A 20278-nucleotide genomic window follows, 5' to 3' on the forward strand; every position below is an offset into this window, starting at 1 on the left:
CCGATAATGCACATTATGTCAGCATGAACAGATCAACCCTGCTCCTGCGGCCTTCCGCCCGGATCGCTCAGACGATGTCGTCGCCGCTGGACCGCGTGGACTGGCGCGTGACGCGCTCTCCCGCAGCCGGGTCGACGGCCGTGCGCGTGACGGTGTCCGTCGAGCGACGACGCATCATCAGGACGAGACCGATGACGAAGACGACGACGCCGGCACCCATGAGGATGTAGCCGATGAGGTCGAGGTTGAACCACTCGAGCTGCACGTTGACGGCGAACGCAAGGATGGCTCCGATGACGAACAGGGCGATTCCCGCTCCGATGCTCATGGCTTCCCCCTTCTAGGCGTCGGCACAGCCGACGTCCTCGCGACACCATGCCGCGCTCCCAATGATGGCCACCCCATGCCCGATCATCCGAGGGCTTGACAACGCGACTCTGCGTACCCTCGACACCGGAACCGGTTCCATGAACGTCGGATGCCCCGCCTATCGTCGGGGCATGGCCACCACGATCTTCCACACCGCCGTCACCCTGAACGGGTTCCTCGCGGACGAGGCCGATTCACTCGATTGGCTGTTCGCCGTTCCGGGGGCCGATGACGCCGAGAACGACTTCGGCTCGTTCCTCGCCACCGTCGGCGCGTTCGTGATGGGCGCGGCCACGTACGAGTGGGTGCTCCGGCACGAGGAGGAAGAGCGCCCGGGGATGTGGGCGGAGTCCTACGGCGCACTCCCCTGCTTCGTGGTCACCCACCGGACATTCCCCATTCCCGAGGGCGCCAACGTGCAGTTCGTCCGGGGGGACGTTCCCTCCTTCTGGCCGCGCATCGAGCAAGCCGCGGGCGACGGTGTCGTGTGGCTCGTCGGCGGGGGCGATCTCGTCGGCCAGTTCGACGATGCCGCCCACCTCGATGAGATCCGCCTCTCGGTCGCTCCGGCCCTGCTGCCCGCGGGCAAGCCGCTTCTCCCCCGCCGAATCGGCCCGGACCGCCTGAGCCTGGAGACGGTCGCACGCCACGGCCAGTTCGTCGAGCTGGCGTACCGGGTGAACCGCTTCACCGGTGCCGCATGAACCGGCGCGTCCGCCGGGTGGTGCGCACGTGGCTGCCGACGGCGGTGATCGGCGCGATCTGCGTCGCGGTGGTGATCGGCGCCGTCGCGATGCAGAACTCCTGGTGGACCGCGCCGGCTCCGAAGCCCGCCGCCGACCAGCAGGCTGCCGATGGGATGTCGCGATTCGATCGCGCCGGCGTGGACTACTTCACGCGCGCTGGCGCTGTGCGGGTGAGGATCGGAGATGACGCCCTGCCGGCCGACGAATTGGGCCTCGCGGCGGAGGGCGAAAGCACGATAGAGCCGCTCGTCCCGGTGCGAGCCGTCGTCCTGGCGGACGAACCGCTGGTGCTGGAAGCCGTGTCCTCCGTCTCGGTGACGAGCACCGGGAACCGGGTCACCGCGGTGACCCTCGTGCCGGACACCGGCCGCTCCTGGCAAAGTGTCTCGGGCGAGCTGGAACGCACCGCCCTCACGTGGGGCTGGACCGAGGGTCAGCTCGCCCAGCTCTCATCGGATCTCGCCGCGGCCGCGCAGGGTGGCGACGGAGGCGGCTACTCGGCCGCACTCCCCGGAATCCCCTCGCGTGGCGCGCTCGTGAGCGCGGCGGTGGTGGTGGATGGCGGGGTGACAGTGTCATTCACGATCGAACCCGCGCCGTAGGCGCGCGCTCAGGCGGTGGTGGCGGGTGTGACGGTCACCCACGACGGGAACTTCGCCGTCCGTCCGTCGCCGGAGGACGTGCCGGTGAGGCGGCGGCGCACCCACGGGCCGACATGCGCGCGGTAGTAGGCGGCGCCTGCCAGGCGCTCCTGCGTCGTGTCCGGAAGCGACCACCAGCCCGCCGGCACGTCCAGCCCCAGTGCATCGAGTACGCGGGCCGCGACGCGATGGTGCCCGCGTGCGTTCATGTGCAGACGGTCCGGAGCCCAGTACGACGGCGTCGACAGCTCCCGGTCGGGCCAATTCATGGCACGCACGACGTCGGGTCGATCCGCGAAGCGTTCCACGACGGCGGCGGAAAGGCTGTCCCCGCGCCGCTGCACCATGCGTCCGAGCGGCAACTGCCCAGACGGGTTGGCGCCGGAGAGGAGGATGAGGCGGACGCCTTCTTCATCGCACCGGCGCAGCACCGCCGCGAACGCGTCGACGATGTGCGCGATGTCGGGACGCGGACGGATCATGTCGTTACCGCCGCCGTTGAAGGACAGATGAGTGGGCTTCAGCGCCAGCGCCGGCTCCAGCTGCTCCCGCACGATGGGCCACCCCAGCTTGCCCCTGATCGCGAGGTTGGCGTATTCGATCGGCTCCGCCACGGCGGTCGCCCACTGCTGCGCGACGAGGTCGGCCCACCCGCGTACGGTGCCGTCCGGCAGCTCATCCCCCACCCCCTCGCTGAAGGAGTCGCCGATCGAGACAAAGCGTACGGAAGCCACCCCGCTACCCTACGGCTGCCCGGAGAGCGTCCGGCTCAGCGTTCGTCGAGTGCGCGCCCTCGGCGGTCGGCCAGGCCCCACGTCGCGATGACGGCCACCGCGAAGAACGCGGCGAAGACGACGAAGAGGACCGGTGCTCCGCCGGCGGCCAGGAGCGGGGGCACGGTCAAGGGCGCGAGGATCGACGCGATGCGGCCCACGCCCGCCGCCCATCCGCTTCCCGTCGCGCGCAGCGACGTGGGATACGTCTCGGGAGTGACCGCGTACAGCGCACCCCATGCGCCCAGGTTGAAGAACGACAACGCCATCCCGGTCCCGATGACCATCGCCTCGCTCGTCGCGGTGCCGAACAGGATGGCCGCGACGGCTGAGCCGCCGAGGAACACGGCGAGTGTCCCCCGGCGTCCCCACACCTCGATGAGCCACGCGGCGACGGCGTACCCGGGCAGCTGCGCGAGGGTGATGATCAGCGTGAAGCCGAACGACCTGACCAGGTCGTAGCCCGAGGCGACGAGGATCGTGGGGATCCAGATGAATGCCCCGTAGTAGGAGAAGTTCACGCAGAACCACACGACCCACAGGCTCGCGGTCCTCAGGCGGAACTCCGGTGACCACAGCGCCCCGAGACGCTCCCCTGCCCGTCCGGCCGCGGGCGGGGGCACAGCCGCGGCGGTCGCCGCCGGTACCGCTCCCCCGGCACTGCCGCCCTCGAAGGACGCCAGGATGCGGGCTGCCTCGGCCGAGCGCCCCTGCCGCTCGAGCCACCGCGGTGACTCGGGAAGACCCCACCGTACGACGAGGGCGTACACCGCCGGGACGGCCCCCAGCGCGAAGGCCCACCGCCACCCGTCGTCCGAGGCCGGGATCACGAAGTAGCCGATCAGCGCCGCAGCGGTCCATCCCACCGCCCAGAACGCCTCGAGGATCACGATGAGCCTGCCCCGGATGCGCGCGGGAGCGAACTCGCTGACGTAGGTGGATGCCACGGGGAGTTCCGCACCCAACCCGAGGCCGACGAGGAAGCGCAGCACGATGAGGGCCGCCAGTCCGCCCGCCAGCGCGCTGGCCCCCGTGGCCACGCCGTAGACCAGGAGGGTCACGGCGAAAACCTGCCGCCGCCCGAAGCGGTCAGCCAGCAGACCGCCGACGCTGGCGCCGACGGCCATCCCCACGAAGCCGGCCGACGCGATCCATGCCGTTTCGCTCGGCTGGAGCGCCCACTGCTGTGCGAGGACCGCGATGACGAACGAGATGAGCCCCACATCCATGGCATCCAGCGCCCACCCGATGCCGGAACCGGTCAGCACGCGGACGTGCCCGCGGCCGAATGGCAGTCGGTCGAGTCGCTCGGACACGGTGGCGGGCGAGGAAGCCGCAACATCGGTCATGACGCCATGTTAGGGACCTTCGGCCCTGTCACGGGTCGTCCTCGGCAGATGATCCGCCCGAAATGCTCAGCCCGCGCTGGACAGCATGTCGCGGACCATCGGCAGCACGCGCGTGCCGTACAGCTCGATGCTGCGCAGCACCTGGTGTTGCGGCAGGCCGCCGGTGCCGATCTTCATGTCGAAGCGGTCGGCGCCCAGGGTGCGAACCGTGTCGGCGATCTTCCGCGCCACGGTCTCGGGCGACCCGACGTACATCGACCCCTCCGGGCCGAGGTCGTGCTGGAACCGCAGCCGGTTGTAGGCGGGCCAGCCGCGCTCGCGCCCGATGGCGGTGAAATTGCGCTCCACGCCCGGGTACGCCTCCTCCTGGGCCTCCGCGTCGGTGTCAGCGACGTGGCCGGGCGAGTGAATGCCGAGCGGCAGGCGGTCGCGTTCGAAGGAGTCCAGCGACCGGTGGTACAGATCCACGAGGGAGCGGAACCGGTGTGCGGGTCCGCCGATGATGGCGAGCATCAAGCCGAAGCCGTGGCGCGCGGTACGCACCACCGATTCTGGGCTGCCGCCCACGCCCACCCATGCGGTGAGTCCGGATTCGGTCTTCGGATAGACGTCGGCCGCCGCCAACCCGGCGCGGGTCGTTCCCGACCACGTCACGGGCTTCTCGTCCAGAAGCTGACGGAACAGGGCCAGCTTCTCGTCGAAGAGCACCTCGTAGTCGGCGAGGTCGTAGCCGAACAGCGGGAAGGACTCGATGAACGAGCCGCGGCCGAGGATGACCTCCGCGCGGCCGCGGGACACCGCATCCAGCGTCGCGAAGCGCTCGTACACGCGGACGGGATCGTCCGAGGAGAGCACCGTCACGGCGGTGCCGAGGTGAATGCGCTCGGTCAGGCCTGCGGCTGCGGCCAAGACGATCTCCGGGCTGGAGACGGCGAACTCGGGTCGGTGATGCTCCCCCACCCCGAAGAAGGACAGCCCGACCTCGTCGGCGCGAACGGCCTGTTCCACGACCTGCCGGATGGTCGCGCCGTCGCTTGCACGTGAGCCGTCGGGCGCGATCGCCACGTCCCCGAACGTGTCGAGGCCGAGTTCCACCTGTCCTGCGCTCATCGGCGCCTCCTATTCATTCGTCCGCATAAACCGCAGGCCATCCGGGGGCATTCCCACGGATTGCGCGCGTCACGAACGAGCCGGGGCCCCGGTCCTCGGGGCCTGATGCGGCGATCGCGGCGGAGCGTAGGCTCGCCCCATGGTGCTGTTCGCCGATCGCGTCGCGGCCGGCCAGGAGCTCGCTGCGTGCTTGCGGACGCGGTGGGGCTCCGACGCGGTCGTCCTCGGCATTCCCCGGGGCGGGGTGGTGGTGGCTGCGGAGGTCGCGTCCGCGGGCGGCTGGCAGCTGGACAGGATCCCCGTGCGAAAGCTCGGTGCGCGCGGGCGCGAAGAGCTCGCGGTGGGAGCCATCGCGGACGGCGTGCGGGTGCTGTCCGACGAGGTGATGCGGCTCACCGGCACCACCCCCGCCGATGTGGCCGACACGGAGGGTGTCGAGCGCACCGAACTCTCACGCCGAGCATCCCTCTACCCCTCCCCCGGCGCCGACGTCGCGGGGCGGGTGGCGATCGTCGTCGACGACGGGGTGGCTACCGGGGCGACGGCCATGGCTGCGTGCCGAGCCGTGCGCGCGCGAGGACCCGCGGGCGTCATCCTGGCGGTGCCGGTCGCACCGCACGACTGGGCGCCGGATGCTGACGTGGTCGACGAGTTCGTGTGCCCGCATCGGCCGCGCGGCTTCCGTGCCGTCGGGCAGTTCTACGACGAGTTCCCGCAGACGAGCGACGAGGAGGTCACCCGCCTGCTGGCGCGTGACCTCCCCGCGTGAAAGAGCGGCCATCGGGTCAGGGCACGAGCGCTTCGCGCAGCGTATCCAGGCCGACCCCGCCCAGGTCGAGCGCCTTCTTGTGGAAGGCCTTCAGGTCGAACGCGTCCCCCTGTGCCTCGGCGTAGCCGTCGCGGATCTGCTCCCAGATCCGCTGCCCCACCTTGTACGAGGGCGCCTGCCCCGGCCAGCCGAGGTAGCGGTTGACCTCGAAGCGGACGAACTCGTCCGACATGTTGACGTTGTGCAGCATGAACTCGAGCGCGTACTCCGCGTCCCAGGTGCCGGTTCCGTCCAGGCGCGGCTTCTCCAGGTGCACTCCGATGTCGAGCACGACGCGGGCCGCCCGCATCCGCTGGCCGTCCAGCATCCCGAGCCGGTCGGCGGGGTCGTCGAGGTAACCGAGAGTCTGCATGAGACGTTCGGCGTAGAGGGCCCAGCCCTCCGCATACCCGGATGTCCCGGCCAGCAGACGCCGCCACGAGTTCAGCTGTGCGCGGTTGTACACCGCCTGCGCGATCTGCAGGTGATGCCCCGGAACGCCCTCGTGGTACACGGTGGTCAGCTCGCGCCACGTGTCGAAGTCTTCGACACCCTCCGGAACCGACCACCACATGCGTCCGGGACGCGAGAAATCGTCGGTGGGGCCGGTGTAGTAGATCCCGCCTTCCTGGGTGGGGGCGATCATGCACTGCAGCTGGCGAATGGGTTCCGGGATGTCGAAGGCGCTCGCCCCGAGCTGTTCGATCGCGCGGTCGCTGGTCTCCTGCATCCACTTCTGGAGCGCTTCGGTGCCGTGAAGCTTCCGCGTCGGGTCTGCCTCCAGGAAAGCGACGGCCTCTTCCACGCTCGCGCCGGGCAGAATCTCGTTCGCGATGGCCTCCTGCTCCGCGACCATGCGGGCGAGCTCTTCGACGCCCCACTCGTAGGTCTCGTCGAGGTCCACCGTGGCACCGAGGAATCGGCGGGAGTGGAGCGCGTACAGCTCGCGGCCGACGGCATCCTTCTCGGTCGCCACCGGCGCCAGCTCGCCGGTGAGGAAGGCGGCGAGCTCGCCGTAGGCCACGCGCGCCGCGTTGGCGTTGTCGGCCAGTTCGCGCGCGAGCGACGCGGGAAGCTGTCCTTCGTCCGGTGCGGCGTTGGCGGCGAACTCGGCGAAGAACCCGTTGTCGGCGGTGTAGCGGTCGATCTGCGTCACGACCTCGCGCACCTGACGGCGGGCCGGGACGACTGCCTGGGCGATTCCTTCCCGGAGGGTGGCGATATAGCCGTCGAGCGCCGCGGGCAAGGCCTTCAGACGTGCGGAGACCACCGTCCAGTCTTCAGCGGTAGCGGTGGGCATGAGGTCGAACACCATCCGGATGTCCTGCGCCGGGGAGGCGATGACGTTGAGATCACGCAGGTGCCAGCGGGCGTCGTACAGGTCGAGGCTCAGACGCAGTTCCCGCGCGAGGTCGGTCTTGGTCACCACGTCGATCTCGTCCGCCGGCTCCGCCGCCTCCAGGGCGGTCAGCGTCTCCCGGACGGCGCTCGCCATCCGGTCGTGGCCGGCGGGTGAGTAATCGCCGAACCGGTCGTTGTACTCGGACCGGCCGATGTACGTCGCAGCGGTCGGTTCGAGTTCCGCGAGGGTGTCCACCCACGCGTCGGCGATCTCGTCGATCGGCGAGGGAGTGCGGGATGCGTTCGTCATACGTCGAGCCTACGGACGCGCCGCCCGCGCAACCAACCCGTTCTCGCGGACTCGGTCGTCAGTGGCCGGCGACCGACCAGTCGGGGCCGCGACCGATCTGCACGTCGAGCGGCACCGAGAGTGCGGCGGCGTCGCCCATGCGCGTACGCACGATCCGCTCGGCCGCGTCCCACTCCCCCGGTGCCACTTCGAGGACGAGCTCGTCGTGGATCTGGAGCAGCACGCGGGATCCGAGGCCCCCAGCGGCGAGGTCATCCGCGATGTGGAACAGGGCGATCTTCATGATGTCGGCGGCACTGCCCTGGATGGGGGCGTTCAGCGCGGCTCGTTCGGCGTTCTCGCGCAGGACCCTGTTCGGGCTGACGAGGTCGGGGAACGGCCGCCGACGACCGAAGATCGTCTCGGTGTACCCGTCGACGCGGGCCTTTTCCACGGAGGTGCGCAGGTAGTCCCGCACCGCGCCGAAGCGGGCGAAGTACTCCATCATGAGTTCCCGGGCCTCGGCCTGCTCGATCCGCAGCTGCTTCGAGAGCCCGAAGGCCGAGAGCCCGTAGACCAGTCCGTACGACATCGCCTTCACCTTCGTGCGCATGGCGGGCGTCACGTCTTCCTGGGCGACACCGAACACCCGGGCGCCGACGAAGCGGTGGAGGTCTTCCCCGGAGTTGAACGCCTCGATGAGGCCGGGATCGCCCGACAAGTGCGCCATGATGCGCATCTCGATCTGCGAGTAGTCCGCCGTCAGAAGAGTCTCGTATCCCGCGCCCACCTCGAAGGCGGCGCGGATGCGGGTGCTCTCCTCGTTGCGGATCGGGATGTTCTGCAGGTTCGGGTCGGTGCTGGACAGGCGGCCGGTCTGGCTGCCCGTCTGCAGATACGTGGTGTGGATGCGGCCACCGTCGTCGATCGCGACGTCCAGCGATTCGATGATCTGCCGCAGCTTCGTGGCCTCGCGGTGCTGGAGCAGCAGCGCGAGGAACGGGTGCGGGTGGGTTTCCTGGAGATCGGCGAGGGCGGCCGCATCCGTGGAGTACCCCGACTTGGTCTTGCGGGTCTTCGGCAGCTCGAGCTCGTCGAACAGCACCTCCTGCAGCTGCTTGGGGGAACCGAGGTTCACCTCGCGACCGATCGCCGCGTACGCCTCGCGCGCCAGTGCGTCGGCCCGGGCGGCGAGTTCGCCGGAGAAGGTCGAGAGCTTCTCGTGCGACACCGCCACTCCGGCCAGCTCCATGGCCGCCAGCGCCTTCAGCGTCGGCAGCTCGATGTCGGTGAGGACCGTCGCCACAGGTGCGGGTAGTTCGGTCCGCAGCGCGTCGGCCACCCGCAGCAGGAACCAGGAGATCTGACCGGGGGTCGCCCCTTCCGTCTCCGGCACGAGCTGCGTCGGATCGGCCTCGGGGAGTTTCTCACCGAGGTAACGCGCGACGAGGTCGGCGAGGGTCTTGTCGGGGAAGCTCGGACGCAGGAGCCACCCGGCGAGGATGACGTCCAGCGCGACCCCGCCGACATTGACGCCTTCGCGAAGGAGCGCTTTGACCTGCGGCTTCGCGTCAGCGAACGTCTTCGGACGGTCGGAGGCGAACCACTCGGCCAGCGCGTCGCGCACCCCGGGTGTCCAGTCCGCCTCGACGGCGCCGGATGCCGTTGCCAGTCCCACCCGGGAGGGTCGACCGCCCGTGAGGACGAGGGTGACGCCGACCTCACCCTCGGCCGAGGTGACGAACGCGGCCAGGGCCGCGGGATCCGATTCGAGCGCGGCCGGAGCCTCGGCCACCGGGATGCTGGCATCGGACCCGGTCGCGTCGGCGCCGGCGACTTCGAACACCCGCGGCAGCAGGGTGCGGAACTCCAGGCGCGCGAAGATGTCTCGCACGGCCTGTGCGTCGATGGGCCGCATCTCCAGGTCGGCGGGGGCAACGGGGAGCTCGACGTCGCGGAGCAGGCGGTTCAGGGCGCGGTTGCGCCGGACGTCGTCGAGGTGCTCGCGCAGGTTGTTGCCCACGACCCCCGTGATCTTGTCGGCGTTCTCCAGGAGGGCATCCAGCGAGCCGTACTGCGTCAGCCACTTCACCGCGGTCTTCTCGCCCACCTTCGGTACGCCGGGAAGGTTGTCGCTGGTCTCCCCCACGAGCGCGGCGATCTCGGGGTACTGGGCGGGTGGCAGGCCGTACTTCTCCACCACGGCGGCGGGGTCGTAGCGCTTCAGCTGAGACACCCCCTGCACGTTGGGGTAGAGCAGGGTGACGTCATCGGTGACGAGCTGGATGGTGTCGCGATCCCCCGAGCACACGAGCACGTGGAAGCCCTCGGCGGCGCCCTGCGTGGCGAGCGTGGCGAGGATGTCGTCGGCCTCGATCCCCTCCTTCTGCAGCACGGGGATGCTCATGGCCGCCAGGCAGTCCTGCAGGATCGGGATCTGACCCTTGAACTCGCTCGGCGTCTCGGAACGGTTCGCCTTGTACTCGGGGTACTGGTCGGTGCGGAACGAGTGGCGTGCCATATCGAAGGCGACGGCGATGTGCGTGGGCTTTTCTGCCTTGATGAGGTTCACCAGCATCGACAGGAAGCCGTAGATGCCGTTGGTGTGCTGACCGTCCTTCGTGGAGAAGTTGTCGACCGGCAGCGCGAAGAACGCCCGGTACGCGAGCGAATGGCCGTCGACGACGAGAAGGGTAGGCTTTGCGGAGTCCGTCACCTGTTCAGCCTAACGACGGGAGAGGACATCTCTCCCCGCGGCGAAACGAAGGCGACGATGAGCTCCACTCCCCCGCAGACCGCTTCCGGAATCGACTGGGCCCGCGCCCGTGGCGTGGGTGCCCTCGCAGAGAAGATGGGCATCGAGTTCGTGGAGTTCTCCGTCGAGCGGGCCGTCGCGACGATGCCCGTCGAAGGGAACACGCAGCCCGTGGGGCTCCTCCACGGCGGCGCGTACGTCGTGCTGGGAGAGTCGCTCGGCTCGATGGCCGCCAACCTCTACGCCGGCCCCGGGCGACTCGCGGTGGGTGTGGACATCAACGCCACGCACACCCGCTCGGCGACCTCGGGGATCGTCACCGGAGTGTGCACGCCGATCCATCTCGGCCGTTCGCTGACCGTGCACGAGATCGTCGTCACCGACGAGGAGGGCAGACGCTGCTCGACCGTGCGCATCACCAACCACGTCAAGGACATGCCGCGCGCCTGACCCGGCTTCAGGACCGCGAAACTCCACCTGCGCCACGAGACAGCATCCGTCGCACGCAGCCTCGTGGCGGCCGTGCAGTCTCGCGGGACGGAGCGGCGCGGCGGAGCGGGGCGGGGCCGGGCGGGACGGAGCGGCGGGGGCGGTCAGGACTTCTTCGGCGCGAGCTGTTCGATGATCGCCTTGGCGACGTCCTGCATGGTGAGGCGGCGGTCCATCGACGCCTTCTGGATCCAGCGGAACGCCTCGGGTTCGGTCAGGCCCATCTTCTCGTTGAGGAGACCCTTGGCACGGTCGACGAGCTTGCGGGTCTCGAACCGCTCGACCATGTCGGCGACCTCGGCCTCGAGCGTGATGATCTGCTCGTGGCGGGCCAGGGCGATCTCGATCGCGGGGAGCAGGTCATTCGGCGTGAACGGCTTCACGACGTAGGCGAGGGCACCAGCTTCGCTCGCACGCTCGACGAGTTCCTTCTGGCTGAAGGCGGTGAGCAGCACGACCGGGGCGATGTGATTCTTGCTGAGGCGCTCGGCTGCGCTGATGCCGTCCAGCTGTGGCATCTTCACGTCCATGATCACGAGGTCGGGCCGCAGCTCGGTGGCCAGCTGGACCGCGGTCTCGCCGTCGCCGGCTTCACCGACCACGTCGTACCCGTTGTCGCGGAGGATCTCGACGATGTCCAGGCGGATCAGCGACTCGTCCTCCGCCACGACGACGCGACGGGGGGCAGATGCAGCGGGGGGCTCTGAGTCGGTCACGTGTTCCATCCTAGAACTGCGAGCGTCGGCTTTCGGCCGACATTCGGGGAGAGGTGGCATACCGGCCCCTCACGGAGCCGATATGCCATCGTGCCGGTGGTGGGACTCGAACCCACACGTCCTTTCGGACAGAGCATTTTGAGTGCCCCGCGTCTGCCATTCCGCCACACCGGCCTGCACGTCGGCATCGACCCTAGCGCACGCGCGCGATCGCCCCGCATCCCGGGCGCGCTCGCGCGCGGGACATCACCGGTCGGCCTGGTAGATCGGAGCCGCCCCGTGCACCGCGTCGCCCACGCGGTGCACGCGCAGGTCGTTGGTGGAGCCGGCGATGCCGGGAGGGGATCCGGAGATCACGACCACCTTGTCGCCGACCTTCGCCAGGTCGCGCCCGAGGAGGTAGTCGTCGACCTGGATGAACATGCGGTCGGTGTGCGGCACGTGTTCGACGAGCGTCGCACGCACTCCCCAGGTGAGCGCGAGGCGGCGGCGGATGCCCGGCTCCGGGGTGAACGCGAGCATCGGGATCATGGAGCGCAGGCGCGCGAGGCGGCGTGCGGAATCGCCCGACTCGGTGAACACGCACAGGAACTTGGCCTCGACGAAGTCGGCGACCTCGACCGCGGCAAGGGTGATCGCGCCACCCTGTGTGCGCGGCTTGTTCGTCAACGGCAGGATGCGCTCCAGTCCGTGCTCCTCCGTGGAGGCGACGATGCGGGCCATCGTCTCCACGACCACGACCGGGTACTCCCCCACGCTGGTCTCACCGGAGAGCATCACAGCGTCGGCACCGTCCAGGACGGCGTTGGCGACGTCGCTGGTTTCGGCGCGGGTGGGAACGGGGCTGGAGATCATCGACTCGAGCATCTGCGTGGCCACGATGACGGGCTTCGCCATCCGGCGCGCGAGCTCCACCGCGCGCTTCTGCACGATGGGCACCGCCTCCAGCGGCAGCTCGACACCGAGATCGCCGCGGGCCACCATGATCCCGTCGAACGCATCGATGATGCTCTCGAGGTTGTCCACGGCCTGCGGCTTTTCGATCTTGGCGATGATCGGGACGTGGCGCCCCTCCTCGCCCATGATGACGCGCGCCCGGTCCACGTCCTCGGCCGAGCGGACGAAGGACAGGGCGATGAGGTCGGCGCCGATGCGCAGGCCCCAGCGGAGGTCTGCTTCATCCTTCTCGCTCAGTGCGGGGACGTTCACGGCGACGCCGGGGAGGTTGATGCCCTTGTTGTTGGACACCATTCCGCCCACGACCACCTCAGTGGTGACGTCGGTGTCGTCAGCGGCGATGACGCGCACCCGGACCTTGCCGTCGTCGATGAGGAGGAAATCTCCCGGCTTCACGTCCTGCGGCAGGCCCTTGAACGTGGTGGAGACCCGTTCTTTCGTGCCCATCACATCCTCGATCGTGATGGTGAAGATATCGCCGGCGGCCAGCTCGTGCGGGCCGTTCTCGAACCGTCCCAAGCGGATCTTGGGGCCTTGCAGGTCGACGAGGATCGCGACCGGCTTGCCCGCGTCCTCCGCTGCCCTCCGTACGTTGGCGAAGTTCGCCTCGTGCACGGAGTAGTCGCCGTGACTGAGGTTCAGGCGAGCCACATCCACGCCGGCGTCGATGATGGCGCGAACCATCTCGTACGACGAGGTTGCGGGGCCCAAGGTGGCGACGATTTTGGCGCGTCTCACTGTGTATGTGCTCCAGGAGGAAGAAGGGGAGGGTGGTCGGGTGGCCTCGGCCAGCCTACGCGGGCTGCAGACCGATGGCGACATCGGCCGGGCGCACCGGCGAGGGCAGCGCGGTCGTGCCCATGAGGTAGCGATCGACGGATGCGGCGGCAGCCCTGCCCTCGGCGATGGCCCAAACGATGAGCGACTGGCCACGTCCCGCGTCGCCGGCGACGAAGACGCCGGGAGAGGTGGTGGCGTAGTCGTGATCGCGTGCGACATTGCCGCGCCCCGTGAACTGCGCGCCGAGCTGGTCTTCCAGCTGCGGCCGCTCGGGGCCGGTGAATCCGAGGGCGATCAGCACCAGGTCGGCGGGGATCTCGCGCTCGGTGCCGCTCTTGGGGACGCGACGCCCATCCACGAACTCGGTCTCCGCGACGCGCAGCGCCCGCACTTCGCCGGAGCCGTTGCTGAGGAACTCCACGGTCGAGGCGAGGTAGGTGCGCTCACCGCCTTCCTCGTGCGCAGACGACATCTCGAACAGCGTCGGGGTCATCGGCCACGGCTGATGCGACGGACGCAGCTCGGGCGGCTGCTGGCCGATCGCGAGGTTCGTCACGCTGAGCGCCCCCTGGCGGTGTGCCGTGCCGATGCAGTCGGCGCCGGTGTCGCCGCCGCCGAGGACGATGACGTGCTTCCCCTGTGCGCTGATCTGCGAGGGCACGTCGTCACCGGCCACGGCCTTGTTCGACTCGACGAGGTACTCCATCGCGAAGTGCACTCCCTCGAAATCCCGGCCGGGGATCGGGAGATCGCGCGGGACGGTGGAGCCGGTGGCGACGACGACCGCGTCGTAGCGGCTGCGCAGGTCGTTCCAGGAGATGTCCCGCCCGATCTCGACGCCCGCACGGAAGCGGGTGCCTTCGTCGCGCATCTGGCGCAGCCGCGCCTCGAGGTGGCGCTTCTCCATCTTGAAGTCGGGGATGCCGTAGCGCAGGAGCCCGCCGATGCGGTCGTCGCGCTCGTACACCGCGACGGTATGCCCCGCGCGGGTGAGCTGCTGAGCTGCGGCGAGGCCCGCCGGTCCGGATCCGACCACGGCGACGGTCTTGCCCGTGAGGCGCTCCGGCGGCTCGGGCTCGACCCATCCGCGCGTGAAGGCCTCGTCGATGATCGAGACCTCGACCTGCTTGATCGTGACCGCCGGCTGATTGATGCCCAGGACGCACGAGCTCTCACACGGGGCGGGGCAGAGCCGGCCGGTGAACTCGGGGAAGTTGTTCGTGGCGTGCAGGCGCTCGATCGCCGAGCGACCCTCGCCCCGCCACATGAGGTCGTTCCACTCGGGAATGAGGTTCCCCAGCGGACATCCCTTATGGCAGAACGGGATGCCGCAGTCCATGCAGCGGCCCGCCTGGCGGCGGACCATCGCGGGATCCGCGGCCTCGTAGACCTCTTTGTAGTCCATGATGCGCACGGGCACCGGCCGCCGCGGCGGAAGCTCGCGCTCCGTCGTCTTCAGAAAGCCCTTCGGATCAGCCACCGGTCACCTCCATGATGCGGTTCCAGACGACGTCGCCGTCCGGGTCGAGTCCCTCGGCCAGCGCCGCCTGCCGGGTCTCCAGCACCGCCGCGTAATCGCGCGGTACGACGCGCACGAAGTCGTCCGACTCCGCGTCGAAGTCGGCCAGCAGGCGCTGGGCGAGGACGGACCCGGTTTCCGCGACGTGCTCCGACAGCAGATCGCGCAGGATCTCCGCATCCCCCGAACCCAGGGGCCCGAGGACCAACTCACCGGATGCGAGCGCCTCACGGTTCACCAGCGCGCGGTCGAGCTTGTAGACGTAGGCGGTACCCCCGGACATCCCTGCCCCGAAGTTGCGTCCGGTCGCCCCGAGGATCACCGCGAGACCGCCGGTCATGTACTCCAGAGCGTGGTCGCCCACACCCTCGACCACGGCGGTCGCACCGGAGTTGCGGACGAAGAACCGCTCCCCCACCACGCCGCTGAGGAACATCGAGCCCTGCGTGGCGCCGTAACCGATCACGTTTCCGGCGATCACGTTCTCGGATGCGGCGAACGTCGACGCGCGCGGGGGCCGGATGACGATCTTGCCGCCGGAGAGACCCTTGCCGACGTAGTCGTTGGAGTCGCCCTCCAGACGCAGTGTGATGCCGGCGGGCATGAAGGCCCCGAGGGACTGCCCGGCCGAGCCTGTCAGTGACACGTCGATCGAGCCTGACGTCAGCCCGTTCTCACCGTGCACGCGGGTCACGCGGTGCCCGAGCATCGTCCCGACGGCGCGTGCCGTGTTCCGGATGGGCATCTCGATCGCGACCGACCCTCCGTGGGCGATGACATCCTGCGCACGTTCGATCAGGGCGACGTCGAAGTGCTCGTCCAGTTCATGCTTCTGCGGGCGCTCGGAACGTCGCGGCTCGTCGTCGGCGAACTGGGGACCCTCCAGGATGGGGGTCAGGTCCAATCCGCTGGCCTTCCAGTGCTCGATCGCCCCATCGACGTCCAGAAGTTCAGCGTGGCCGATCGCCTCGTCCAGGGAACGGAACCCCAGGGCGGCGAGGTACTCGCGTACCTCGGCGGCGATGAACTCCATGAAGTTCACGACGAACTCAGGCTTTCCGGTGAACCGCGCCCGCAGCACGGGGTTCTGTGTCGCCACACCGACCGGGCAGGTGTCGAGGTGGCAGACGCGCATCATCACGCAGCCCGAAACCACCAGGGGCGCGGTCGCGAAGCCGAACTCCTCTGCGCCCAGCAGCGCGCCGATGATGACATCGCGCCCGGTCTTGAGCTGTCCGTCCACCTGCACCACGACCCGATCACGCATGCCGTTGAGCATGAGGGTCTGCTGCGTCTCGGCCAGCCCCAGCTCCCAGGGGGTGCCGGCGTGCTTGAGCGAGTTCAGCGGGCTCGCACCCGTACCGCCGTCGTGACCGGAGACGAGGATGACGTCCGAAAGCGCCTTGGCGACACCGGCGGCGACCGCCCCGATTCCGGACTGGCTCACGAGTTTGGTGTGGATGCGCGCGCTCGGGTTGGCGCGCTTGAGGTCGAAGATCAGCTGCTTGAGGTCTTCGATCGAGTAGATGTCGTGGTGGGGCGGGGGCGAGATGAGGCCCACGCCGGCCGTCGCGTGCCGCGTGCGCGCCACCCACGGGTACACCTTCGCCGGCGGAAGCTGGCCGCCCTCGCCGGGCTTGGCACCCTGGGCGAGCTTGATCTGGATGTCGTCGGCCTGGGTGAGGTAGAGGCTCGTGACGCCGAACCGGCCCGAGGCCACCTGCTTGATCGCGCTGCGACGTTCGGGGTCGAGGAGCCGGTCGACGTCTTCGCCGCCCTCACCGGTGTTCGACTTGGCACCGATGCTGTTCATCGCGATGGCGAGCGTCTCGTGTGCTTCCTTGGAGATCGAGCCGTAGCTCATCGCACCCGTGGAGAAACGCTTCACGATGGACGAGATCGGTTCGACCTCGTCGATCGGGACCGCCGGCCGGGCGTCGGTGCGCAGATGGAACAGCCCGCGAAGCGTCTTCAGCTCGTTCGCCTGGTCGTCCACCAGTCGCGTGTACTCGCGGAAGATGTCGTACCGCCGCTCGCGGGTCGCGTGCTGCAGCCGGAAGACCGTGTCGGGGTTGAACAGGTGCGGGGAGCCGTCGCGGCGCCACTGGTACTCGCCGCCGGTCCACAGCCGCTCGTGCGCGCGCACCGCCTCGTCCTCGGGATAGGCGAAGTCGTGGCGGGCCTGGTTCTCCGCGGCGACCTGCTGGATGCCGATGCCGCCGAGCTTGGTCTCGGTGCCGGTGAAGTACTTCCCGACGAACTCCTCCGACAGCCCGACGGCCTCGAAGACCTGCGCTCCGGCGTAGGACGACACCGTCGAGATTCCCATCTTCGACATGATCTTCAGCACGCCCTTGCCCAGGGCGTAGATGAGGTTTTTGACGGCCTTCTCGGGGGTGATCCCGGTGATGAAGCCCGCGCGCACGAGGTATTCGACGGTCTCCATGGCGAGGTAGGGGTTCACCGCGGATGCTCCGTAGCCCAGCAGCGTCGCGACGTGGTGGACTTCCCGCACATCACCGGCCTCGACCACGATGCCCACCTTCAAGCGGTTCTGCCGCCGGATGAGGTGGTGGTGCACCGCGGAGAGGAGCAGAAGCGACGGAATCGGGACCTGGTCCTTGTTCGAGTCGCGGTCGCTCAGGATGATGAATTCCGCGCCGTCCTCGATCGCCTCGTCGACCTCGGCGCAGATGGCGTCGAGACGCTTTTCGAGCGCGCGGCGTCCCTGATCGAAGTGATACAGGCCTCGGATGGTGACGGAGCGCCGCCCGGGAAGCGCCTTGTCGATGTTCTGGAGCTTCGCGAGCTCGTCGTTGTCGATGACCGGGAAGTCCAGGGTGACGACGCGGGAGTGATCGGGGCCCCAGTCCAGCAGGTTGCGCTCAGGGCCGAGACCGAGGCTGAGGGACGTCACGACCTCCTCGCGGATGGAGTCCAGCGGCGGGTTCGTCACCTGGGCGAACTGCTGGACGAAGTAGTCGAACAACAGGCGGGGGCGCTCGCTGAGGACCGCCACGGGCGTGTCGCTGCCCATCGCCCCGAGCGGTTCGGCACCGTTCTGCCCCATCGGGGTGAGAAGGATGCGGACCTCTTCCTCGGTGTAGCCGAAAGTGCGCTGGCGGCGGGTGATCGAGGCGATCGGATGCACGATGTGTTCGCGCTCCGGCAGCTCGCTCAGCTGCACGCGCCCCGCATCCAGCCACTCCTGCCACGGCTCCATGTTCGCCAGGTCGGACTTGATCTCGCTGTCTTCGATGACGCGGTGCTGTGCAGTGTCTACCAGGAACATCCGACCCGGGCGAAGGCGCCCGCGGCGCTTGATCCGCGCCGGCTCGAAGTCGAGCACGCCCGTCTCGCTCCCGATCACGATGAGACCATCGGTGGTCTCCGTCCAACGCCCCGGGCGCAGGCCGTTGCGGTCGAGGGTCGCCCCCACGAGGGTGCCGTCGGTGAAGATGAGCGCCGCCGGGCCGTCCCACGGCTCCATCTGCATGGAGTGGTACTCGTAGAACGCCCGTAGCTGCGGATCCATGTCCGGCTGCTTCTCGTAGGCCTCCGGGACCATCATCATCATCGCGTGGGGCAGGCTGCGCCCCGTCAGCGTGAGCAGCTCGAGCACCTCGTCGAAGGACGCCGAGTCGCTGGCGCCGTCGGTGCAGATCGGCAGAAGCGGGGTGATGTCCCCCAGCAGCTCGGACTCGAGCTGCGACTGACGCGCCCGCATCCAGTTGCGGTTGCCGTTGACCGTGTTGATCTCGCCGTTGTGGGCGAGCATGCGCAGCGGCTGCGCGAGCGGCCACGACGGGAAGGTGTTCGTCGAGTACCGCGAGTGCACGACGGCGAGTTCTGAGGCGAACCGCTCGTCCTGCAGGTCGGGGTAGAACGGCTCGAGCTGGAGCGTGGTGACCATGCCCTTGTAGCCGAGCGTGCGGCTGGACAGCGACACGAAGTAGGCGTCGAGCTCGTGACCGACGCGCTTGCGCAGGCGGTAGACCCGGCGGTCCAGCGCGAGCCCCGACAGCGCCGGGGCGTCCCCGACGGCCGGACGGGCGACGAACAACTGCTCGAAGGCCGGCCGCGCCTTGTAGGCGAGCTTGCCGAGGTGCTCGGGGTCGACCGGAACCTCGCGCCAGCCGAGGACGACGAGGTTCTCGCTGTGTGCGAGCCGTTCGATGCCGGCCTTCTGCGCGGCACGTTCCTCAGCATCCAGGGGCAGGAAGGCCATGCCGGCCGCGTACTCGCCCACGGGGGGCAGGTCGAAGTCGACGACCTCCCGCAGGAAGGCGTCGGGCATCTGCGTCAGGATGCCGGCACCGTCACCCGTGCCCGCATCGGAGCCGATGGCGCCGCGGTGCTCGAGGTTGCGCAGCGCCGTCAGCGCAAGGTCGATGATGTCGTGCCCGGGTTCGCCGCGCAGCGTCGCGACCATCGCCAGGCCGCAGGCGTCCTTCTCGAATGCCGGGTTGTACATGCCCTGCCGGGGAGGCAGCGCTCCTCCGACGGCTCCGGAACGGGGGCTCGAGGCCATACCAACCGTCCTCACGTTGTTGCTCAAGATGGGACGACGTCGGCCCGGAAATTTCCTAACTCGTGACAGTGGTGCTTGTGGCGCTGCCGACGCGGTTCTCCGTCGCGGGCGGCTCGCTCACATCGACGAAGTCGTTGGGGTCGGTCGATTGTACAGCCCCTTTGCCCTTCGCCTCGCGACCGGGCACGTAGGGCGACGGCTCGTACCCCGGGTGCCGGCGACGCTGGACGAAGAAGAGCACGAGTCCGAGCAGGACGCCGGCGATCGCGGCCCACACGTTGGTGCGGAGCCCGAAGTAGATCTCGCTCGGATCGATCCGGATGGACTCCCACACGATGCGGCCTGCGCTGTACCAGATGAGATAGACCGCGAAGAGGCGCCCCCACTGGAGGCGGAACCGGCGGCCGACCCACAGGAGGACGGCGACGCCGAGGAGGTTCCAGAGAACCTCGTACAGGAACGTGGGGTGGAAGAGGGTGCCGGGCTCGAGCCCTGCGGGGAAGGCGGCGTTGTCGCTGTCGATCTCCAGTCCCCACGGCAGATCGGTGGGAAGGCCGAACAGCTCCTGATTGAACCAGTTGCCGAATCGCCCGAGCGCCTGGGCGAGGAGCAGCCCGGGGGCGATGGCATCCGCCAGTGTCCAGAAGCGGATACCGGTCCACCGGCATCCCAGCCACGCGCCCACGGCGCCGCCGAGAAGCGCGCCGTAGATGGCGATGCCGCCCTCCCAGATGCGGAACACCGCCCAGGGGTCGGCGCCCTCGCCGAAGTAGAAGCCCGGGTGGGTGAGCACGTGGTAGATCCGCGCGCCGATGATGGCGAGAGGTACCGCCAGCAGCGCGATGTCGATGACGATCCACGGCTCGGCGCCGCGGCGGGTCAGGCGCGCGTTGGTCAGCAGGGTCGCGGCGATGATGCCCACGATGATGCACAGCGCGTAGAAATAGATCCGCAGCGGACCGAGCTGGATGAAGCTGATCTCGGGGCTCGGGATGCTGCCGAGCACGCCGCTGAGGGCGCTCGAGGAGGCGAACGTCATGCGAAAGAGTCTACGGCGCGTCAAGAATCTACAATCGCCACCCGTTTTCTCCTCGCTACGGTGGTG

Annotated in this window: 15 protein-coding genes and 1 tRNA gene; 4 read left to right on the forward strand and 12 right to left on the reverse strand. The window is 69.0% G+C overall.

Annotated elements, in window-relative coordinates; all coding sequences use genetic code 11:
• Positions 1-67: 67 nt before the first annotated feature.
• Positions 68-328, reverse strand: coding sequence for a DUF6458 family protein (locus AC4FS2_RS05435; RefSeq protein WP_491153035.1), 261 nt, complete (start codon positions 326-328; stop codon positions 68-70).
• Between the two features lie 172 nt (positions 329-500).
• On the opposite strand from AC4FS2_RS05435, the gene AC4FS2_RS05440 reads away from it, so the two are divergent.
• Together AC4FS2_RS05440 and AC4FS2_RS05445 are read left to right on the forward strand one after the other, a co-directional pair.
• On the forward strand, positions 501-1073 hold the full coding sequence (locus AC4FS2_RS05440) for a dihydrofolate reductase family protein (protein WP_491153033.1): 573 nt from the start codon (positions 501-503) through the stop codon (positions 1071-1073).
• Positions 1070-1717: a hypothetical protein gene (locus AC4FS2_RS05445; protein WP_491153030.1), complete on the forward strand. Its 648-nt coding sequence runs from the start codon at positions 1070-1072 to the stop codon at positions 1715-1717. Before AC4FS2_RS05440 ends, AC4FS2_RS05445 begins: the two co-directional genes overlap by 4 nt.
• Positions 1718-1725: 8 nt before the next feature.
• Here the strand turns inward: AC4FS2_RS05445 and AC4FS2_RS05450 are convergent, their stop codons facing one another.
• From AC4FS2_RS05450 to AC4FS2_RS05460, 3 genes are all read right to left on the reverse strand, one after another.
• Positions 1726-2490 carry an SGNH/GDSL hydrolase family protein gene (locus AC4FS2_RS05450; RefSeq protein ID WP_491153029.1) on the reverse strand — a complete coding sequence of 255 codons (765 nt, stop codon included), beginning with the start codon at positions 2488-2490 and terminating at the stop codon, positions 1726-1728.
• Between the two features lie 35 nt (positions 2491-2525).
• Complete coding sequence (locus AC4FS2_RS05455; RefSeq protein WP_491176540.1) at positions 2526-3878, reverse strand: MFS transporter; 1353 nt, start codon at positions 3876-3878, stop codon at positions 2526-2528.
• 66 nt (positions 3879-3944) lie between these two features.
• Complete coding sequence (locus AC4FS2_RS05460) at positions 3945-4988, reverse strand: LLM class flavin-dependent oxidoreductase (RefSeq protein ID WP_491176542.1); 1044 nt, start codon at positions 4986-4988, stop codon at positions 3945-3947.
• Positions 4989-5127: 139 nt separating this feature from the next.
• Between AC4FS2_RS05460 and AC4FS2_RS05465 the strand changes: the two genes are divergently transcribed.
• Positions 5128-5757 (forward strand): phosphoribosyltransferase, encoded by a 630-nt coding sequence (locus AC4FS2_RS05465; RefSeq protein WP_491176545.1) that lies wholly within the window; start codon positions 5128-5130, stop codon positions 5755-5757.
• Between the two features lie 16 nt (positions 5758-5773).
• On the opposite strand, the gene AC4FS2_RS05470 is transcribed toward AC4FS2_RS05465, so the two are convergent.
• Both AC4FS2_RS05470 and polA read right to left on the reverse strand, forming a co-directional pair.
• Complete coding sequence (locus AC4FS2_RS05470; protein WP_491176547.1) at positions 5774-7447, reverse strand: DUF885 domain-containing protein; 1674 nt, start codon at positions 7445-7447, stop codon at positions 5774-5776.
• 58 nt (positions 7448-7505) lie between these two features.
• Complete coding sequence (gene polA / locus AC4FS2_RS05475) at positions 7506-10142, reverse strand: DNA polymerase I (protein ID WP_491176550.1); 2637 nt, start codon at positions 10140-10142, stop codon at positions 7506-7508.
• A gap of 57 nt (positions 10143-10199) precedes the next feature.
• On the opposite strand from polA, the gene AC4FS2_RS05480 reads away from it, so the two are divergent.
• The gene (locus AC4FS2_RS05480; RefSeq protein WP_491153017.1) at positions 10200-10631 is read left to right on the forward strand and encodes a hotdog fold thioesterase; all 432 of its coding nucleotides are present in this window, start codon (positions 10200-10202) and stop codon (positions 10629-10631) included.
• Between the two features lie 143 nt (positions 10632-10774).
• Here AC4FS2_RS05480 and AC4FS2_RS05485 read toward each other — a convergent pair whose 3' ends face one another.
• The 6 genes from AC4FS2_RS05485 to lgt all read right to left on the reverse strand — a co-directional run bounded on the left by AC4FS2_RS05485 (position 10775) and on the right by lgt (position 20212).
• The gene (locus AC4FS2_RS05485) at positions 10775-11395 is read right to left on the reverse strand and encodes an ANTAR domain-containing response regulator (RefSeq protein ID WP_491153015.1); all 621 of its coding nucleotides are present in this window, start codon (positions 11393-11395) and stop codon (positions 10775-10777) included.
• A gap of 82 nt (positions 11396-11477) precedes the next feature.
• A tRNA-Leu gene (locus tag AC4FS2_RS05490) sits at positions 11478-11560 on the reverse strand.
• Positions 11561-11632: 72 nt separating this feature from the next.
• On the reverse strand, positions 11633-13081 hold the full coding sequence (gene pyk / locus AC4FS2_RS05495) for a pyruvate kinase (RefSeq protein WP_491176552.1): 1449 nt from the start codon (positions 13079-13081) through the stop codon (positions 11633-11635).
• Between the two features lie 55 nt (positions 13082-13136).
• Positions 13137-14603: a glutamate synthase subunit beta gene (locus AC4FS2_RS05500; protein ID WP_491153012.1), complete on the reverse strand. Its 1467-nt coding sequence runs from the start codon at positions 14601-14603 to the stop codon at positions 13137-13139.
• Complete coding sequence (gene gltB, locus AC4FS2_RS05505) at positions 14596-19173, reverse strand: glutamate synthase large subunit (RefSeq protein ID WP_491176554.1); 4578 nt, start codon at positions 19171-19173, stop codon at positions 14596-14598. Before gltB ends, AC4FS2_RS05500 begins: the two co-directional genes overlap by 8 nt.
• Positions 19174-19228: 55 nt before the next feature.
• On the reverse strand, positions 19229-20212 hold the full coding sequence (gene lgt / locus AC4FS2_RS05510; RefSeq protein ID WP_491153009.1) for a prolipoprotein diacylglyceryl transferase: 984 nt from the start codon (positions 20210-20212) through the stop codon (positions 19229-19231).
• Between the last annotated feature and the right edge of the window lie 66 nt (positions 20213-20278).

It is taken from the genome of Microbacterium sp. Z10_103 (genome assembly GCF_058310455.1).